Origin of the sequence: Devosia oryzisoli, from assembly GCF_014837245.1 — a bacterium.
Classification (GTDB): domain Bacteria; phylum Pseudomonadota; class Alphaproteobacteria; order Rhizobiales; family Devosiaceae; genus Devosia; species Devosia oryzisoli.
Window position 1 is genome coordinate 318871 of the sequence record NZ_JACYFU010000004.1, and the last position, 17458, is coordinate 336328.

The following is a 17458-nucleotide window of genomic DNA, read 5'->3' on the forward strand; positions in this document are numbered from 1 at the left end:
CATGCGTAAGCTGACCGCAGTGGTGTTGGTGGCAGGAGCCACCCTCGTCGCGGGCCAGGCCGTTGCGGCCGACCTGCCCTACTACCCTCCCGTCATCGAGATTCCGGACGTCGACACAGGCTATGCCGGTTCGTTCTATCTGCGCGGCAGCGCCGGCCTCAACATGATGTGGGCCAAGGAAGTCAATCATCCGACCAACCTGCCTGCCACGACGACCACCTTCGCGATCGATGAATGGGGCTATGGCTACTCGATCGGCGCCGGTGCCGGCTACGAGACCGGAACGGGCCTTCGCTTCGACGTGACCGCCGACTACCTCGCCAATGACGGCATGCAGGCCACCATTACTGGCTCCAACAACCTCGCCGATGGTCCGCACAAGTTGCAGTTGCGGTCCACGGTGCTGCTGGCCAACGCCTATTATGACTTCGGCTTCGGCAACAATTACGGCTACGGCGCTGCCGGCGGTGCCTTCGGCTATGTGGGCGCGGGTGCCGGTGTGGCATTCAACGACATCATCACGACCGGCCCCGGTGATCCCGATGTCCATGGCAAGAGCACCAGCCTTGCTGCCGCCGGTATGGTCGGTGTGGGCTATGATTTTGGCGCTGTGGTTGCCGATGTCGGCTACCGCGCCCTCTACATCAACCGGCTGGAAAACAACGCCACCACCAACCCCTATTCCATCAACAACAACTGGGTCCACGAAGTGCGCGGCACCGTCCGTTACCGCTTCAACTGATCTTGGGACGTGGCGGACCGCCACACCCGCCATTCGTTCAAGGAGCCGGCCCCGCAAGGGACCGGCTCCTTTTTTTGGCGTTGCCGGACGCAATACCGCGCCCTTGGGCCAACGCCGCAGCCTTACCATGCCCGGCCTTGCTGCTGCAGTTGCCGATGAAATTGCCGCACTCGAGCGCCCAGCCGGCCCTGAAGCCATCCAGTTGATCCGCTGCGAGGCCGACGAAACCATCGCCCGCATCGTGGCCGGCTGGCCGCAGGCCTTCGATACAAAGCGAGCCCTTTCCCTCGGCTTCGTCCCAGATGCAGATTTCGACAGCATCATCCGCACTTACATTGAAGACGAGATGAACCAGCGGCCGCGCTAGTTCCGCCGCGGAGGGCTCCCAGACAACACAGATTAAACAAGCGCTGGGATTTGGTGCTGAGGTGACCTGCCCGCTTCGGTCGGTCGACCATGCGTACGCAGTGCCTCCCAATCACGGATTTGTTACCGCACATGGCCCATCGACCCGTCGGAGGTGGGCGTCGCTTTAACAAATTGTGGTCGCTGGATTTTGCCGGGACAGTGATGCTGACCGTTCCGGAGGCACGTTTTGGTGCCCCGGATGATGCAAGAAATCGTTAACAAATCGGTTGGCACACTCGCTCATGGTTCTTTATGGAACATGGCCATGCCAGATCACGCCCTCAAGGTTTCGCTCGCGGCTGCACTCGCGGCCTTAATGTTCTCCACCACACCGACGACCAGTTTCGCAGCCTCAGCGGCACCGCTGGGCTTTCAACTGTTTTGCCTGCAGCAACCGGCGCAATGCCAAGGCGGCGGCAAGTCCAAGGTGACGCTCACCAGCCAGATGCTCGAGAGCATCAGGCGCGTGAATAGCCAGATCAATCGCTCGATCCGTCCCCGTAATGACCCCGGTCCCGATGTGTGGACGCTTGGGGCGACCTCCGGCGACTGCGAGGACTATGTGCTGAGCAAGCGCCATGCGCTCATGAATGGCGGCCTGCCACCCAGCGCCCTGCGCATGGCCCATGTCCGCACCCGGGAGGGCATCGATCATGCGGTCCTGATCGTTAAGACCGACCGCGACGATCTCGTCCTCGACAACCTGGTGGGCGATGTGCTGCCAATGAGCAAAGTTTCCTATCGCATACTTGCAGTCTCCAGTGCTGATCCGATGGTGTGGACGCCCTGATCCGAACTCCGCCGACTACGGCAGCACGACGGTCAGATCGTCCGCGGTGAACTGCCAGTAGTGAGCGGTCCGGAATTCGAGCCGCGTTATCCCTTCGAAGTCGGCGGCGAGATAAGTCGGGCCGAGGGCCGAAAGGGTCATCTCCTCGTAATAAGCGGGCTCGTTCCCCTTGAATGCGGTGATCAGCAGCGTCTCCCCCTCCGCTTCCAGCGATGAGGCGCCGAAATAGCCGCCCACGAAGTCGAAGGGCTTGCTGCTGCTGATTGCGGCGGGGTGGCCGGACCCATTATAGGCGACGAATTCCCCCGACATGACCCCGTTCCGATAGCCTTCGGGGTCGTAGAACTTGCGGTGGGTCATGACGAAATTGTCCCAGCCCAGCCCGCCGTAACCCGATGGAATCTTGAGGACGCCCTCGCTCTGCAGGTCATCGAAGGTGATCTTTTCTTGCGCGCCGATGGGATCGGGTGAAGACCACCAGGCCTGTGCAACCTGAACCGGGGTCGTATTCACGTCGAGGTCGCGACCCGGAGCGAGCTTGTTGTGCCAGGCCCCTTGTCCAACCGCCACGGCGAAACGATGCGCGTCATCGGCGTGCAGGCGGCGCATGGAACGATCGGGACCAGCAAGCACGATGTCGGTGGTGCTGGTGTTCGGCAAAGTGCCTGTGAGCCGCAGTTCTGGAGCCAGCCCGACAAGGTGTGGTGCGGGTTCCGCGATCAGGTCTGCCGGACTGCCCGGACGGGACTTGAACTCGGTGGTCTGGACAGCATTGCCCGTTGTGACGAGCCAGTGGGACGGAACCCGAACGGTGAACTCATAGGTCCCCTCGAACATGATCGCGGCATCGGATTGCGTGCCCGACATGGTAAAGTTGGCAAAGCCCGAGCCATTTGACACCGCCCGTACGGGCCGTCCCCTGCCTTCAGCATCGACGATGATCCCTGACATGGGTTGGTCACCGAGATCATAGAGACCATCTCGATTGATATCCCGGAAGACGAAGACCGAGATGTTCAGATTGCCTTCCCAGTAACTCGACCAGTCCGCGCGGGCTGGATAATAGTCCTCCTCGGCCAGAGCCGGGAAAGCTGCAAGGCCGGCCAGGGCAGCCAGACCCGCGGCAAGCGGGGGAAATTTCCCCCGGCTCGCCCGACGAGGAGAGGGCCTACCCCCTCCTCGATCTGCCCCGGTGACGGCGTGAACTGGCCCCGCCAGCACCGTTGCGTCACTCCTTGCCATGGCCGCCGTTTCCATGACCGCCATTCTCATGGCCGCCATTGCCGTGGCCGCCATTGCCGTGGCCACCGTTGCCGTGGCCACCGTTGCCATGACCGCCATTCTCATGGCCGCCATTGCCGTGGCCACCATTGCCGTGACCGCCATTGCCATGACCGCCATTCTCATGGCCGCCATTGCCGTGGCCGCCATTGCCGTGGCCACCGTTGCCATGACCGCCATTCTCATGGCCGCCATTGCCGTGGCCACCATTCTCATGGCCGCCATTGCCGTGGCCACCATTGCCGTGGCCACCGTTGCCATGACCGCCATTCTCATGGCCGCCATTGCCGTGGCCGCCATTGCCGTGGCCACCATTGCCGTGGCCACCATTGCCATGGCCGCCGTTACCGTGACCGCCATTGCCGTGACCGCCATTGCCGTGGCCGCCATTGCCATGACCGCCGTTGCCGTGACCGCCATTCTCCTGGCCACCATTGCCGTGGCCGCCATTGCCGTGGCCACCGTTGCCGTGACCGCCATTGCCATGACCGCCATTGCCGTGGCCGCCATTGCCGTGGCCGCCATTGCCATGACCGCCATTGCCGTGGCCACCATTGCCGTGGCCGCCATTGCCGTGGCCGCCATTGCCGCCGTTGCCACCGTTGCCGCCGTTGCCGCCGTTGCCGTCGCCGCCATTGGAGCTACCGCCATTGTCATCGTCGTCCTCGTTGGAAACGAGCGACTCCGGAGGGGCACCGCCCGCGATCGCAGCGGTTCCGCGCCCGAGGCAGAGGCTGTCGGCAATATCGTTCAACTGCCGCGCAGTTGCCGCTCTGTTGGCCCCTGCTGCGAGGACCCGAATGCCGTCGGCAGTATTGAGGCACACCGGCATGGGCACGCGCGGGAACTGCCCGGCCTGGGCAAGAGTAAGTGCCAATGTGGAGATCTCGACATCGCTTCGCGGACTTGCGCCAAGGAAACCGTCGGCTGCCGGTGGACAGTCCCTCGCCTGATCCATGTCAGGACACACACCAAGCACTTGCGAAATAGTCGTGAACTGCTGCGCCTGAACTGCAAGAGGGGCTGCCAGAGTACCCAGAGCAAACAGACTGCCAATAAGATACTTCGATCTCATCTTAATACTCCTGTCTTTACCTGATTATACTCAAGAGCAAAGCGCGTTTACCTGCACAGTCGAAGCGGCTGGCGACAGAGGCACTCGCCTTCAAGTCTCTGACAAAGTATCGACGGGGAGCCCGCCCCTTTTGACGATGGACAATTTTGGGGAAAATCCGCTCGCCCGTGCTTCCTCTCGAGCGGCAGCGACCAAGGGAGCACGCGCGTGAGAGGCGACGCGCGGTGGCCGAAAGGCGGACACAAAGCGTGGAGAACGGAGCGTTCGGGATGGTGCCGGCCGGCGGGCCTGTGGAGCCTATGCCGGTTTGACCGTCGACAATCGTCAGCGCCCAATGCCCTTTAAGAAGGCGCATGGTTGGGGCACCAAAAGATCGTGAAGCCCCTCAGAATTTCAAAGCTCTTTTCAAGACATGAGGGCCAAAAAGGCTCATCAGACTAAACCATAATTTGGAGCATCGAGCGTTGGCCTAAGAAGGGACCAGCTGGGCGAGTTCAGAGGTTCAACTCGCCACACGACAGGGTAGGTGGCTCCACACTGCTGATTGGCAGTCAAGAAGGTCAGCGCAGCTTGCATCGCAAAAGCTCGGGCCATGTTGATCCCATCGGCCTTGGGGCGCTGTTGCCCTATCGGTCCGCTTAGAGGACTGTTGCCCAGGTTTTTAAGTTGCCCGCTAAAACGGTCATTCGACAGACCCAGGTCGTGTCCCCGGACGTTCTCTAATCGCATTGGTCAAGCTGTGATCGTCGCACTCTCTTGCCCTTGCCGGGCTCTCAGGTTCTCTCCGCGGTCGCCGCAGGGCGCCAAATGTTTGCGTTCAGGTCGGGTGGATCGAAGTGGTGTGCGCGGTCATAGCCGCAGTCCGGGAAGCGATCTAACCCTCGCGCGCGTCCCGGCAGGACGCATGGGGTGCACCGCCGCTCAGCGGCTTGGCGCAGGCATCTCAGCTGTCACGCCATTGCAGTGTCCCTGAACGCATTAGTAGTCGAGCTGGTGTCCTTGAAGACCGAACCTGTGCGCCACATGGCGTGCAACGTCACTGCCAGCTTGCGGACAAGGGCCACCTTGGGCTTCCGGGGTCCGGTTCTTAGGGCGATCGCGTGGGCCCAGTCCCGTATGCGCGATCCACCAAGGTTTCTGCAGTAGATGGCGTTGCGGCCTCGAACAGGCACGACCTGGCGAACTTATCCCCTGTTTCGATACCCTGCCGTTTCGACTGATCTCGCCGGACTCGTAGCGTCGTGGCGTCAGGCACGGCTCGACCGCTTAAAGCGGGTGGCGTCGCCAAAGGCAGCGAACACTGCAAGTGCAGTGATCGGCCCGCCGCCCGCTCTTGCTGGCATGAGCCAGCACATTGGGCATGAAGTGGACCCGGCAGCGCTGCCAGGTTGCGCACAGCACCTTGCTGCCGGCGGCCTTGATGCCCTCATGGCGTCCGAGACAACCAGCTTGACCCCGCGCGACCCGCGCCGTGTGAGCTTGCGCAGGCAGCCGGTCCAGATCGGCTCGGCTTCGGACGTGCCGATCTGCCCAGAACCTCGCGCCGGCCGTCACTGTTGACGCCCACGACGATACCGCCACTGAGACGATCCGGCCGCCCCGGCGCACCTTGAGGTAAGTGGCATCGATCCACAGATAGGGCCAGTCGCCTTCGAGGGGGCGATCGAGGAAGGCCTTTACCTTGCCGTCGATGTCTTCGCACAGCCGCTCTGCACCAGGTGTTGGGTCGCCAGCGCCTTCATCGCCACCGCCTTCGCACAGGAAACGCCAGAGGCAGCCAGCACCCAATGGAGGGCCGTCGCCGACCAGATTCGCGCCAAAGTGCCCAAGCTCGCCGCGATCATGGACGAGGCCGAGACCGATGTGCTGGCGTATATGACCTTCCCCAAGGAGCATCGCGTCCAGCTCCACAGCACCAACCCGATCGAACGGGTCAATGGCGAGATCAAGCGCCGCACCGAGGTCGTGGGCATCTTCCCCAACGACGACGCCATCATCCGCCTGATCGGCACCATCCTGCTCGAGCAAAACGATGAGTGGGCCGTCCAGAGGGGTCTCGCTACATGACACTAGAATCCGTCGCCCCATTGAGCGATGATCCTCTCGTCAGCCTGCCAGCCGTGGCCCGCTGATCAGCCCGGCCCATGCCGGAAAAGCCTCGAGGCCCAGCCTCAGCTACACCACGCTATGGGACACGATCCAGACCCAGCATCGGCTCGCCTCCACACCTATTTTGTGCGTCCACTCTGTCAGCTAGAGAGAATACTTCTGTATCTCAGGCGAACATGTTCCAATAGGGTACGAACCTGTAACAGCGTCGAGACTTCCCGTGGCTAAGACTATTCACCCTTTCCCAGCCCGTATGGCGCCGGAGCTAGCGCTTCATGGACTTTCTGGCCTGGCCGCTGGCGACGTTGTCTTAGACCCTATGACCGGATCAGGCACAGTATGTCGGCAGGCCTCCGATAACGGCCTGACCGCGATCGGCCTGGATATGGATCCTCTTGCTGTCTTGATGACCCGCACTTGGACGGCGCCGAGTTCAGATGAGGTGACGCGTGATTTCGCGGCCGCGGTCCTCGCTCAGGCCAAGGAGCTACCGGACAATTTCGAATTGGATTGGATCGACGGCGACGATGAGACGGTCGCTTTCACCAACTTTTGGTTTGCGGCCAAACAGCGTAACGACCTGCGCAAGATAGCGGCTGTTCTGCACAGGTATCGGCAGATGCCACTCTCGCAACACGATTGTGCCGCCTTGGACATCGCTAGCATTGCGCTCAGCAGAATCATCATCACGAAAGAAAACGGAGCTTCGCTAGCGCGGGACGTGTCCCATAGCCGGCCCCATAAGGTGATGGAGACATCAAGTTATGATGTCTGGCGAGGCTTCGGTCTTGCCGCGGCTTCGATCGCAAAAAAGCTGAGGACGGAGCCGCCTAAAGGCGGAGTTTCGGTCGCGCAGGGTGATGCTCGAGCCATGGACGGCATCGCGGCAGAGTCGATCAGCGCGGTATTCACATCACCGCCCTATCTGAACGCCATTGATTACCTTCGTGGTCATCGCCTAGCGTTGGTGTGGCTGGGCCACTCTATCCCCACACTTCGAAGCATACGATCCTCAAGCATCGGTGCCGAGCGGCGCCCGGACAGGATCGATGGTGCGGATGAGTTCCGCCGTATCCGGCAGGCGATCGGTTCCACCGAAAAGCTACCCAACCGCTTTTGCAACATGATTGATCGCTACGTGCAGGATCTGCAGCGGCTTATGAGCGAGGTCGAGCGCGTCCTAAAGACTGACGGACAAGCCACTTTCGTGGTTGGAAACTCCTGCCTCCGAGGGGTCTACATCGACAACGCGGCCGCAGTTGCGAAAGCTGGTGAAGAGGCAGGGTTGATCGTCACCAGCAGGGTCGAACGCGAACTGCCGGAGGCTAGCAGGTACTTGCCACTCACGTCCGATCAACTCGGTAAGCGCATGCGAAGCGAGATCATCCTTAGCTTCAACAAACCAGCGACCAACTGAACTAGCATTGCAATTGCTGCTGACTGCTTGCCGGGACAACGGAAGCGCCGAATAACTGCGTATATGAATTATCCACTGCTGACGCCGCATTAATAATAGCCGAATCTAAAAATTTGCGAAAATGTAGAACTTATTGATTCTTCATTTTCTGGAGTTCGAGTTGGACGGCGAATTTTTCGATCTTGATGCTATCTCCGCAGCTGCATCTTTGAAGAATAGGTACGAAAGCCAACTTGCAATCATGCAAGATCGTGGGCTTGAGACTAAAAGCGTTGAGGAGGCGGTTGGGGGTGCGCTCAACAACCTGACCAGCGTTCCCGGTAACGGAAAATCCGCGTTCGTCATTTACGGTGAGCCCCAGAGCGGTAAAACCGAAATGATGATCTGCCTGACGGCCAAGTTGCTAGACGAAGGCCACAAGATCATCATTCATCTGATGAACGACAGCGTCGATCTGCTCGCTCAGAATTTGGTCCGGTTCAGCACATCTGGCCTCTCACCCGCTCCAATGGAGGCGGGTGAAGCTATTAAAAAAGGGTTGTTCGATCGGGAAGCCGTTATCTTCTGCAAAAAGAACGGCAAGAACCTGAAGGGGCTGCTCGACGCTATCCGAAGCGCGCGCGAGAACGGACAAGCAGTCGAGTCTCTGGTTGTGATCGACGATGAAGCCGACTTCGCCTCACCTAATTCCAAGGTCAACTCGGGTGGGAAAACACCCATTAACGAATATATTGACAGCCTTATCGGGCAAGACGGCATCTATATTGGTGTAACTGCTACGCCCGCCCGTCTCAACCTGAATCATACCTTCGATAACAAGCCAGAGCACTGGGTCCGCTTCCCGCCGCACTCTAAGTATACAGGCCAAGACGTGTTTTTTCCTGAGGACCTTGCCGCTAAGGTGGAATTCAGACGGGTTTGGCTGCCTGGGGGCGGCACGCAGGACGAGGCGCGCAGTGCGATCATCCGCTTCTGCGTCACCGTTGCTCACCTCAACAAGGGCAAGAAGGGCAACGCCGTTGGCAATTACGCGATGCTCTTCCACACCAGCGGTAAAAAGGCAAAGCATGCGGTCGACACAGCAACAATTGAAAGCCTAATCCAAGATCTCAGAAGCACGACTGGTCCTGTCTTCAAAGCTTTGGCAAAAGAGGCGTTCGATACTGCCAGAAAACTTTTTCCGAAAGACTCCTCGAACGAGCTGGCCAAATACGTGGTCAAGAACATCTCCCGTTCGGTATCGATCGTGCTCAACAGCACTCGGGACCGTCGAGCACTGACGGGGAGCGCAACCACACCGAGTTCGCCCTTTACGTTCTACGTCGGCGGCAATGTGGTCTCGAGGGGAGTGACTTTTGACAATCTGTTATCGATGTTCTTCACGCGTGACGTGTCCAATAAGCTGCAGCAGGACACATATATCCAGCGAGCAAGGATGTTCGGTAGTCGCGGAAACTACCTTCGTCAATTTGAACTATCGATACCGCAGTACCTCTATAATGATTGGCAGCGCTGTTTTGTGTTTCACCGCCTTTCCTTGAAATCGATCGAAAATCAACTGGAGGCGCCAGCCTGGGTGGGCGACAAGCGCATAGCTGTTGCTGCTCCGTCCAGTATCGATCAAACGAAGGTTCAAGTCGAAAAAGGCGAAATGAGCTTCCTTTTATTCGATTGGGACCCAGCTCTTGACGTGATTGCGTCGGCCGCGCCGCACGCTATCGACACGCTCAAGAAGATGCAGGCAATCGTCGGCGAGACGGCGCTGCCTACGTATCTCATCGAGTATCTAAGTCGTTTCGACGGCAAGGACAAACTCGCGATACACACATCGCTACCGATCGCCGGGTATGGACCAGAAATCCTTGATCCCATTGCCCGGCGGCAAGGATTCTTGGGCGGCAATTCACTCCAGCCCAAACTGTTTCCCAAAGCGGAGCACCACGTGCGTATTGTTCGCAATCCTTCCAACAAGGCGCGCGTGTTTTTCAAGATCAAGGACTCCACGTTCGCCGTGCCGACGCCCTAGCCTCAGTTCGTCGGAGCGCCAAAGTTGAGCGATGGACATCGAGATTTTTATTCTTCGGTCCGATTGGGACCGATTTGACGACTTGATGAATGCGACCGCGGAGCGAGGCTTTTTTGCCGAGGCGGTCGACGATGACCTACATAGACGCGGTGGGCCGCGCCTGCCCTGCCTTATTGGGTTCTCGCCTGGAGAACTTTCCCACTTCGGGACGCTCTCCGTCGGCAACAAAGCTGCCGAAGGGCGAAAGCGGATCAATGTCAGCGGGGCAGATGAGCTACCCGTTCCGCTCCGCATCACCGGTCTAGTCGATGCCATCACGGCGCCTCACAAAACGGAAGTGCAAACTAGATTGCGGCAAGGCGGTCTTATCCGCACCACTGCTGCTAAAAAGCTTCTCGATGTTATTCGAAAGATCAATCCCGAACGCGCAAGTGCAATTGAGCACTTGTCGCTAGAGCAGTCTCGCATCGAAGCGCTGCCTGACCGGGTGCAAAATGCTCTGGCGATAGAAAAAGAAATGGTGTCAGCAGCTCTGGAGTTTTCGGGACTGGGAAAAGCAGCAGTGACCAACTGGCATCTGCCAGAAAACGAAAATTCTTCGTTTCTTGATGGGCTTGGCGAGGTACGGCTTCGAGAAGACGCCATGATCGTCCATGACATGAACCTTGTTCCCGGCTTTGAGCTCAGCCGCAGAGTAGGCTACTCGGCAGCGCTTTTCGAGGATGGCCATACGCGACTTTCGGTCGTGCTGGCCAACCATCTGCGGCTGGAGGAACAGCTTGGCGGTGACCTGGATCTACTTCAACGAGAACCTTAGAGCCTTCACTATCGTTCAATATAAGGCGATGGCCCTGGATCCTGACGGTACGCCTTATTTCGCGACCAGAGACAATCAACTGGCCAAAGAGATTGCGCGAATGGAGGCACATCTGGCGATCATCAGCAGGGCACCAAAAAATAGTGCCTGCGAGGGGTTTAGACTTTTAGAGAACCCTTTCTATATAAAGCTGTGTCCTAGGGTACAGTTCGAAGTCGCCGAATCCAGCATGATCCGCGGAATGTATTTGCCGCTCGATTATTTTACACTGCTGACCCAGGACCCTATGAACAGGGGGAGTCGCGGGGCGGGCAGGCTCGATTTCGAGAACGTCCCTCGGTATTTCGACAACACGAGTTTCATCAGCTTGGTGCAAAGTGGCTGGATCGGGACAACGATCGTGCAGTCTGAATTACTAGGGGAGCTCGTTCGGGAGATCGTACAGACCGGCCGGGCAGTAACTATTGCCACAGCAGTGACCAAAGCCGGTCAACATGCCGAACTGTGATCGCGGATCAGTTAATCGACCAGCAGGCATTGTTGCAAGCTCGGCCGGCGCAGATGCATAATTCGATCGAGAAGGGGCTGACCGCACGAATAACGGGATAGCAAACGGCTGGGCAGCTGGCATTGCAAAGGTGATTAACGGCTGCGACGGATAGAGGAATACCGGGCGTCCCTTTCGCCCATTATTGCCTCAAGCCTGTACCTAGCCCTTTCGACGTCCCGACGACGATATATTCCAACCATTGTCTGACGAAGCGGAAAGGCAGGTATCACGCCGGCACGGCTTAGGGCCGTTGCCATGCCTGGTGCTGTAGTGCCCCACTGCTTACGAACAGCCGTCAAACTGATGAACTCCAGGCAGAACTGGCTGAGGTCCGTCTGACGCATTGCAAGCTGCCGACGGCGGTTCACTGCGTTGACAGTGGGTTCGGCCTTTACCAGGCCCGACTGCATAATCTTCCGTACTGCAACGACATTGATCGAAAGGGTGAGCGCGCAATCTTCGGCGCTGACGAGTTCATCGGACGTCTGCTCAATCAGCGCCGCGCGCGCATCCTCCACACGGAGCAGCAGATCCCGTAGCGTGCGAACCTTCCCGACACTGAAGGTATGCCTAATGCGGCCATCAAAGATCGCGCCGACAACTTCGGAGGGCTGCCGGCAGGTCTGAAGGCCCGCGTCCCATATATTGACCAGCCCATTAGCAGTTGCCGATTTTGAGCAGTTGGCGCAAAGGCGCTGCATGATCTCGGTTATTTGAGTGCGGCGAAAGTAGCGGAGCGGCTTTAGGTCGACCGTGGGACGGGTAAAGAACGGCTCAAATATACCTGCGGCGTCGGAAAGCTTGATCATCTGCTGCGGCATGAGTCCAAGTGCGCTTGCGGCCTGCCTGAGGTTCAAGCAATCCTTCAGCTCGGAAAGCAGTGGCTCGAACCGCTTCAGATCAACCAGGGTAGCATTGCTAGGCTGGTTTTCTGCCCCCTCTGGCAGAACCTCCAACTCCTTGAGAATAGCGCGAAGAATGCGGTCGCTGATACCGAATTGCCGGCGTGCGGATTCGATGCTTTGCACCGTTCGTGGTGGCAAAGGCAGACCTAGGGCATCGGATTGATCGAATGGGAAAAGGTTCTGCTCAAGACCGATATCCACCATCATCTGACGCAGCGCCAACGCATCATCGCCGGTCCGCTTTCCCAGCCGATCGTGAAGCGAGCGGAAGACCCGCCGCAGGCCGATCTCGCAAGCTCCATGGGGATTAAGTGTTTTGCCGATCACGGACAGCTGCAGCCGCACGGCCGCTGGACCTTGGGTAACGACAGACAATCCCTTGCAGGCCCATGCAAGACGCTCGTCATGATTTTCGGGCCGTGGTACCGCCTGTGCGAACTGATGCGGAGCGCCAAGGTAAAGGCACAAAAAAAGCGCATCTGCCAAGGACAATGCATCAAGAATGGGACATTGCTCAACCCCGCGGAAACGGTTTTCGATGTAGATTTCAACGGGGTTGGAAAACCCTTTAGTCCTCGGCAATTGCCTGTCGCCGTGCTCGAGATCACGAAGCTGGACCGCGAGCTCCTCGCGTTCGCGTTTTTGATCCACTGACATTGGCACCGCAAAAAGGCGCAGGCCATGTGTGCTGCACGTGCTCACCCAGCTGTGGCGCCAAGCGCCGCGCTCCCAAGCAGCAGCTGGAAAGCGCAGATCAGGATGATTGGCGTAATCGTCGGCAAGACATCCGGGGCAGACATGGATGCGCTGCCGCAGCTGATTGCGGTCGAGCCTTTGACCAACATGGACATAGTCACCCTTGTCGCTCACAGTCCCCGCGACCTCGAGGAGGTCGACATCCACCTGAGCCAGCTGCGCAAGCGCACTGATGGCCTTGTGATCTCCACGAAGGAGGGCTCCATGATTGATCCCAAACCCTTGGCAAAACCGTGCCGCCGATCGGAGACCGTTCACGGCCGCTATTGTGCCGACGAAGCTTGAGAGGGTTTGGCCCACCCTGAGCTCGCTGCGCAAGGAAATGCGACGGTTAAGGCGGGTTTCACTCATCGTGCCCGTCCCTTTTTCTGCTCGTAGCGATCTTCGAGCTCTGCCTTTTCCCGTACGCCGATCTTGGACCAATCCTTGGCAAGAAAGGGATTGAAGTCCCGGCCCAAGCCGGTGCGCGCGGCATAGACGCGGGCGAAGTGGCTAATGGAGAGCGACGTGCTTTTCTCACGTACGGCGCTTACAACGGCCTCCTGCATGAGCTCGAGCGCTATGCCGACCGTGTTCTCGGCCGCCATTGCAATGCGTCCAGCAAGATCTTCCTCCAGACCATCCTCCACGATGCAGGCAAGCTGACAGTATTTGCTCAAAGCCTGACGCAGTGCAGGGTGGTAGCGTCCGTTCATAGGTTCGAAAAGCACGAACTTGGTGCGGCGGTGAACCTGATCGACCAGCCTCATGCGCCAGAACGGAAGCACGTCCTCGGTTCCTGAGATCAACAACGTAATTGGCCAATCTTCGGCCATCAGGAGCTCGTTAAGCGTGGCGCTCAGGCGCTCGATGGACTTGCCCGACTCCGAACGGCCGACGGCCTTGGCGGTGGTGAAACGCTGGAACTCGTCGATATGAAGCAGTGCTACACGATGTCCAGCACAATTGGCCACGACCACTTCCCAGAGTTCCACCTCGGTTAGTTTGTCATTGATGTCGACTTCGAGCACTCGCAAAATACGACGTGCCAGCTCCTTGCCGCTGAATGGGGAGGGCGTTGTCACCGACACAATGCGCGCTGGCCTGCCCAACGGATCGGCCAGGATCGATCCCAGGTTTGCAAGAGCCTTGCGGATAGAGTGGGACTTGCCGGCGCCCGTGGCGCCGGAGATCACTAAGGCATCCTGCTCGTGCCGGTTCCTGCCTTCGTATCCGAGTTCCGGATCCTTGCGGATCCACATCTGCTCGCAGGCGAGGTCAAGGGCGACGCGCAGTTCCCCATCCCGGGGGAAGGTAATATGAAGGTTGCGCATCGATTGGATGAGCTCAGAAACAGAAAGCGTGCTCATTGACCGTCTCCAAATGAGATGGAAATAGAGTGCTCGTCCTGATCTTCGTTGTGGACAGGGCGAGATTCATTGCCGGCGGGTAGCTTGATGGGCGCGTGCAACGCTTCGCGTTCCTTGCGGAACTCCTCGTCCCCCAGGGCAAAGTGGTAGGACTTGTTCAGGCGCTTCTCGATGTATTCGAGGCTTGGGGCATTTTCGGTTAGGCGAAGCAGCGCTGCGTCCCGGGCGAAAGTTGCAAGCCCAGTGCGTGCTTCTGTGGCACGCTTCTCTGACGTCGCCTTGTCATAGCCGAAGCGTATGGCAAGATCGTCGTCTACCATGTTGATGTGACGCAGGCTGATGCCGGCGAGTTCCCGTGGCCCTTCCACCATGAGCCAGCCATCAACGTGGCCCCTGATCTTGCTTGAGATTGGCTCTGGAACCTTGACCAGGATCTGGCCCAGATTTTCGTAGTCCACCCAGGTTTCCACCGTCGTCTGCGAGGTAAGCCGACGTAGCCTCTGCAACTCAGGCGACTGAAACTGCGATCCCGCAAGGTTGATACCGGTAACACCAAGCGTGCGCCTCTTCCGCTCGCCAAAGATCTCGATCATCTTGGCGGGGCCATGGCGTGGAGGCGGTGGTGCCAGTTCACACAACTTGTGCCAGGCGGCGATCGGCGTCATGCCAAGGCTAGACTTTGTGTGGTGGTACTTCTCGACCACCCATTCGATAGTTTTAGCTACAAGCTCATCAACGGTGATGCTGGCCTGACCCGCATGCTGGAAATCAGTCCGATTGTTGAAATTGGACCCCGTTTGGCCGGTGAAGTGGGCGAGAAGGTCACTTGCGATGGTCTTAAAGAAAGCTTCAATGGTCGGGCGCAGCCATGGAACGCCTGGGATTGAGGCCTGCGTTCCATTCATCCCTTTGAGGATCTTCTGGACCAGCTCGGCTTCATCGTAAACGCCGGCACGGTCGTGGACCCAGTTGCCCCAGCCATATTGGGGCCAGGAAGACTTCAACCCGAACGTCTCGGCCAGCTTCGACTTGTTCTCCATCGACATGCGCAGTGCTGCGGTGATGGCAGCAGCGCTTTCGCTCCAAGAAAAATGAATTCCTAGGATCGAATGAGTTGCAACGTCGATGACCACGACAAAGGTCACGCGAACCTTTTTGAGCTTGGTCCTAATTTCGGCGGGCAGATGCGCCCAGATGGCAGATTCCTCCACCAGGGTGTGCAGGTGGCAGAGCCAGCCGTCGACCTCCATGCGCTGCCCCGGCCTGGAATAATCCTGCCCGCCGTAACTAGCGCGGAAGAATTTCTCGGCGCTAGCCAGTCCATTGCGGGAGGCGTGCTTGATGAATCTGGAGATCGCCGCGATACGGAGCTTGAAGCTTTCGTAACAGGGGCATTTGACCACTGGATCGCAAGTTGTATCGCGAAGCAGGTTCTGCCGTTTGACCTCATCGAACAGGCGGTGCCACACATGACGGATCGAGGGTTTGGTCGGCTGCAGGTATTCTCCGATCGCCCAGTCGATCAGCTTTTCTTCAAATGGCGTGAAGCGAGCAGTTCGGTTACCCGAACCTTTGTGCCGGCCATCAACAAGGGCCGCAGGGTCGTCATCAAAGGCTCGCAGCCGCCGGTTCCATACCAGCAAGGTGGAGAGCGATATTGGCTTTTGCTTGCAGCTTAAGGTCGAGCGCACTTCGCGCCGCGCGAATTGCAGGGCAACTTCGAAATAAACCTGATCGAGAGCGATCTGCTCGCGATGTGGATAGTTGAGCGGGATGTCGTTGAGTGCTGCCCGCCATGCCATGACGAGCGCATATCTGTGGCTCACCCCCGCCGCCGCGACCGCTGAAAGCTCAGCGAGGGTGGGCGCGCTCTTGGCACGCTGCTCGACTTTTTGAAAAGTGTAGTAATCCCGGTCGATGCGCAGCTTGCGCGGATTGTCGATCCATTTGTCGAGCTCGGCGATCGGGATACTGCGGCAGCGCCCGGGATGCTCGACCTCGTCGAAATAGTAGTCAGTGGGTCCCTTGTGCGAGTAGCGACACTCCACGGTGCCGCCGAAAAGAATCCGATCGAATTGGCCGAACTGAACAGAAGGAAGCGGAAGTGCTTTCATCGGCCACGGCTCCGCTTTAGATATTCGGACTCGAGCAGGAAGCGCCCTGGCTGAACAAGCAGATGGACTAGCTCATCGATGCCGACTTCCCTCACCTCGCAGGGCTCATTGTTCACCGGCATAAAGAGGTAGCCGCTGTCCATTTCACCCACGTAGAAGTAAGGCTGGCCATCGATATACATGCGATCAGACGGCCAAAGGTCGACGACATTTTCGCGTTTGTGTCCGTTCATGATGCAAGCACCTCCGAGCGGACGGTCAGATAGTCATCATTGACCGGGACGAGCTTGCGCTTGGCGAGCAACCAGACGACCGTCCAGAAACTATCGGAATGAACTTCGAAGTGCCGGCCGGGATCTACGGGTTGGGCACTGGATTGACGAAGAAAGTCGCAGACCGCTCCAATGGTCACCGGGCGCTCTAGGCGAGACACATGAGCCAAGGCCGCTTCCGCGTTGTCCGGCTCGGCATCTTTGAGGGCGCGCATGTAGAGCTCGCCCCGATCAACCAGAGCCGGCACGAGGTTCCACTCGGTGCCAATCCATGCCCGGTCAGCAGTGCCAGGGGGAACGGCTTCCACCATGAGCTTGAAGTCGGCGATATACGCAGGACTCTCCGCCACCTCGAGACGCTTCACCGATACCAGATCACTGGTATTGTCGGTGCGGGTGATCAGAAGGTCCCAGATGGTGTGGCGAGGAACGCCAAGCCTGTCGACATAGGTGGTCCTGACATGCTGTTCCTGAATTTCAGCAACATCGGGCTCCTGCAACAGCTGCAGGATCCATCGGCGTTCCAAATCGGAATCGTGGCCCATTTCGCGGTTGGTATATGGGTTGAGCATGGTCCCACCCATGCCGCCTCCTGAAAGACCGGCACGACGCAGGCCGCTCGATGGGAGAATGCTGTGGGTGGTTAGAGCAATGGTGATGGGGTTATCAGGTTCAGACTTAACTATGTTGGCGTGAATGGACATGAGGTCTCGTATGGCCGCCACTGATCGCTTGACCGCCATAAGCGGCCATGGCAAAATTATGTGGCTATGTGAATTGATGGGTTGAGCGCTTAGGTGCGAGGCCTGAGAACGAAGGCGCTGAGGCTGCAACCTCGGTGCCTTTT

The 17458-nt window shown here is 58.6% G+C and carries 15 protein-coding genes and 1 pseudogene; 9 read left to right on the plus strand and 7 right to left on the minus strand.

Features of this window, described 5'->3' with window-relative positions:
- The first annotated feature begins 1 nt into the window (after position 1).
- From IC608_RS16015 to IC608_RS16025, 3 genes are all read left to right on the plus strand, one after another.
- Complete coding sequence (locus tag IC608_RS16015; protein ID WP_191777598.1) at positions 2 to 742, plus strand: hypothetical protein; 741 nt, start codon at positions 2 to 4, stop codon at positions 740 to 742.
- A gap of 127 nt (positions 743 to 869) precedes the next feature.
- Positions 870 to 1109, plus strand: coding sequence for a Rossmann-fold NAD(P)-binding domain-containing protein (locus IC608_RS16020; protein WP_191777600.1), 240 nt, complete (start codon positions 870 to 872; stop codon positions 1107 to 1109).
- A gap of 240 nt (positions 1110 to 1349) precedes the next feature.
- Positions 1350 to 1940, plus strand: coding sequence for a transglutaminase-like cysteine peptidase (locus IC608_RS16025; protein ID WP_191777601.1), 591 nt, complete (start codon positions 1350 to 1352; stop codon positions 1938 to 1940).
- 15 nt (positions 1941 to 1955) lie between these two features.
- Here IC608_RS16025 and IC608_RS16030 read toward each other — a convergent pair whose 3' ends face one another.
- Complete coding sequence (locus tag IC608_RS16030; RefSeq protein ID WP_191777603.1) at positions 1956 to 3182, minus strand: hypothetical protein; 1227 nt, start codon at positions 3180 to 3182, stop codon at positions 1956 to 1958.
- 13 nt (positions 3183 to 3195) lie between these two features.
- On the opposite strand from IC608_RS16030, the gene IC608_RS16035 reads away from it, so the two are divergent.
- A complete protein-coding gene (locus IC608_RS16035) occupies positions 3196 to 4320 on the plus strand; it encodes a hypothetical protein (RefSeq protein ID WP_191777605.1) in 1125 nt (374 codons plus the stop codon).
- A gap of 1242 nt (positions 4321 to 5562) precedes the next feature.
- Here the strand turns inward: IC608_RS16035 and IC608_RS16040 are convergent.
- A complete protein-coding gene (locus IC608_RS16040) occupies positions 5563 to 6084 on the minus strand; it encodes a transposase (RefSeq protein WP_428056036.1) in 522 nt (173 codons plus the stop codon).
- Here IC608_RS16040 and IC608_RS16045 point away from each other — a divergent pair.
- The 5 genes and pseudogenes from IC608_RS16045 to IC608_RS16065 all read left to right on the plus strand — a co-directional run.
- A pseudogene (locus IC608_RS16045) lies at positions 6022 to 6428 on the plus strand (transposase); the annotation flags it as partial. The gene IC608_RS16040 and the pseudogene IC608_RS16045 overlap by 63 nt on opposite strands.
- 197 nt (positions 6429 to 6625) lie before the next feature.
- The gene (locus IC608_RS16050; protein WP_191777607.1) at positions 6626 to 7822 is read left to right on the plus strand and encodes a hypothetical protein; all 1197 of its coding nucleotides are present in this window, start codon (positions 6626 to 6628) and stop codon (positions 7820 to 7822) included.
- A 160-nt stretch (positions 7823 to 7982) separates the two neighbouring features.
- On the plus strand, positions 7983 to 9848 hold the full coding sequence (locus IC608_RS16055; RefSeq protein WP_248306431.1) for a Z1 domain-containing protein: 1866 nt from the start codon (positions 7983 to 7985) through the stop codon (positions 9846 to 9848).
- 31 nt (positions 9849 to 9879) lie between these two features.
- Positions 9880 to 10665, plus strand: coding sequence for a hypothetical protein (locus IC608_RS16060; RefSeq protein ID WP_191777609.1), 786 nt, complete (start codon positions 9880 to 9882; stop codon positions 10663 to 10665).
- Positions 10628 to 11173: a hypothetical protein gene (locus tag IC608_RS16065; RefSeq protein WP_210316382.1), complete on the plus strand. Its 546-nt coding sequence runs from the start codon at positions 10628 to 10630 to the stop codon at positions 11171 to 11173. Before IC608_RS16060 ends, IC608_RS16065 begins: the two co-directional genes overlap by 38 nt.
- 134 nt (positions 11174 to 11307) lie before the next feature.
- Here the strand turns inward: IC608_RS16065 and IC608_RS16070 are convergent, their stop codons facing one another.
- The 5 genes from IC608_RS16070 to IC608_RS16090 are packed head-to-tail and all read right to left on the minus strand — an operon-like array spanning position 11308 to position 17315.
- A complete protein-coding gene (locus IC608_RS16070; RefSeq protein WP_191777613.1) occupies positions 11308 to 13227 on the minus strand; it encodes a TniQ family protein in 1920 nt (639 codons plus the stop codon).
- Entirely contained in the window at positions 13224 to 14225 is a 1002-nt protein-coding gene (locus tag IC608_RS16075) for an ATP-binding protein (protein ID WP_191777615.1), read from the minus strand. Before IC608_RS16075 ends, IC608_RS16070 begins: the two co-directional genes overlap by 4 nt.
- Positions 14222 to 16339, minus strand: coding sequence for a hypothetical protein (locus tag IC608_RS16080; protein WP_191777617.1), 2118 nt, complete (start codon positions 16337 to 16339; stop codon positions 14222 to 14224). Before IC608_RS16080 ends, IC608_RS16075 begins: the two co-directional genes overlap by 4 nt.
- A complete protein-coding gene (locus IC608_RS16085) occupies positions 16336 to 16572 on the minus strand; it encodes a hypothetical protein (protein WP_191777619.1) in 237 nt (78 codons plus the stop codon). Before IC608_RS16085 ends, IC608_RS16080 begins: the two co-directional genes overlap by 4 nt.
- Positions 16569 to 17315 carry a hypothetical protein gene (locus IC608_RS16090; protein WP_191777622.1) on the minus strand — a complete coding sequence of 249 codons (747 nt, stop codon included), beginning with the start codon at positions 17313 to 17315 and terminating at the stop codon, positions 16569 to 16571. Before IC608_RS16090 ends, IC608_RS16085 begins: the two co-directional genes overlap by 4 nt.
- Between the last annotated feature and the right edge of the window lie 143 nt (positions 17316 to 17458).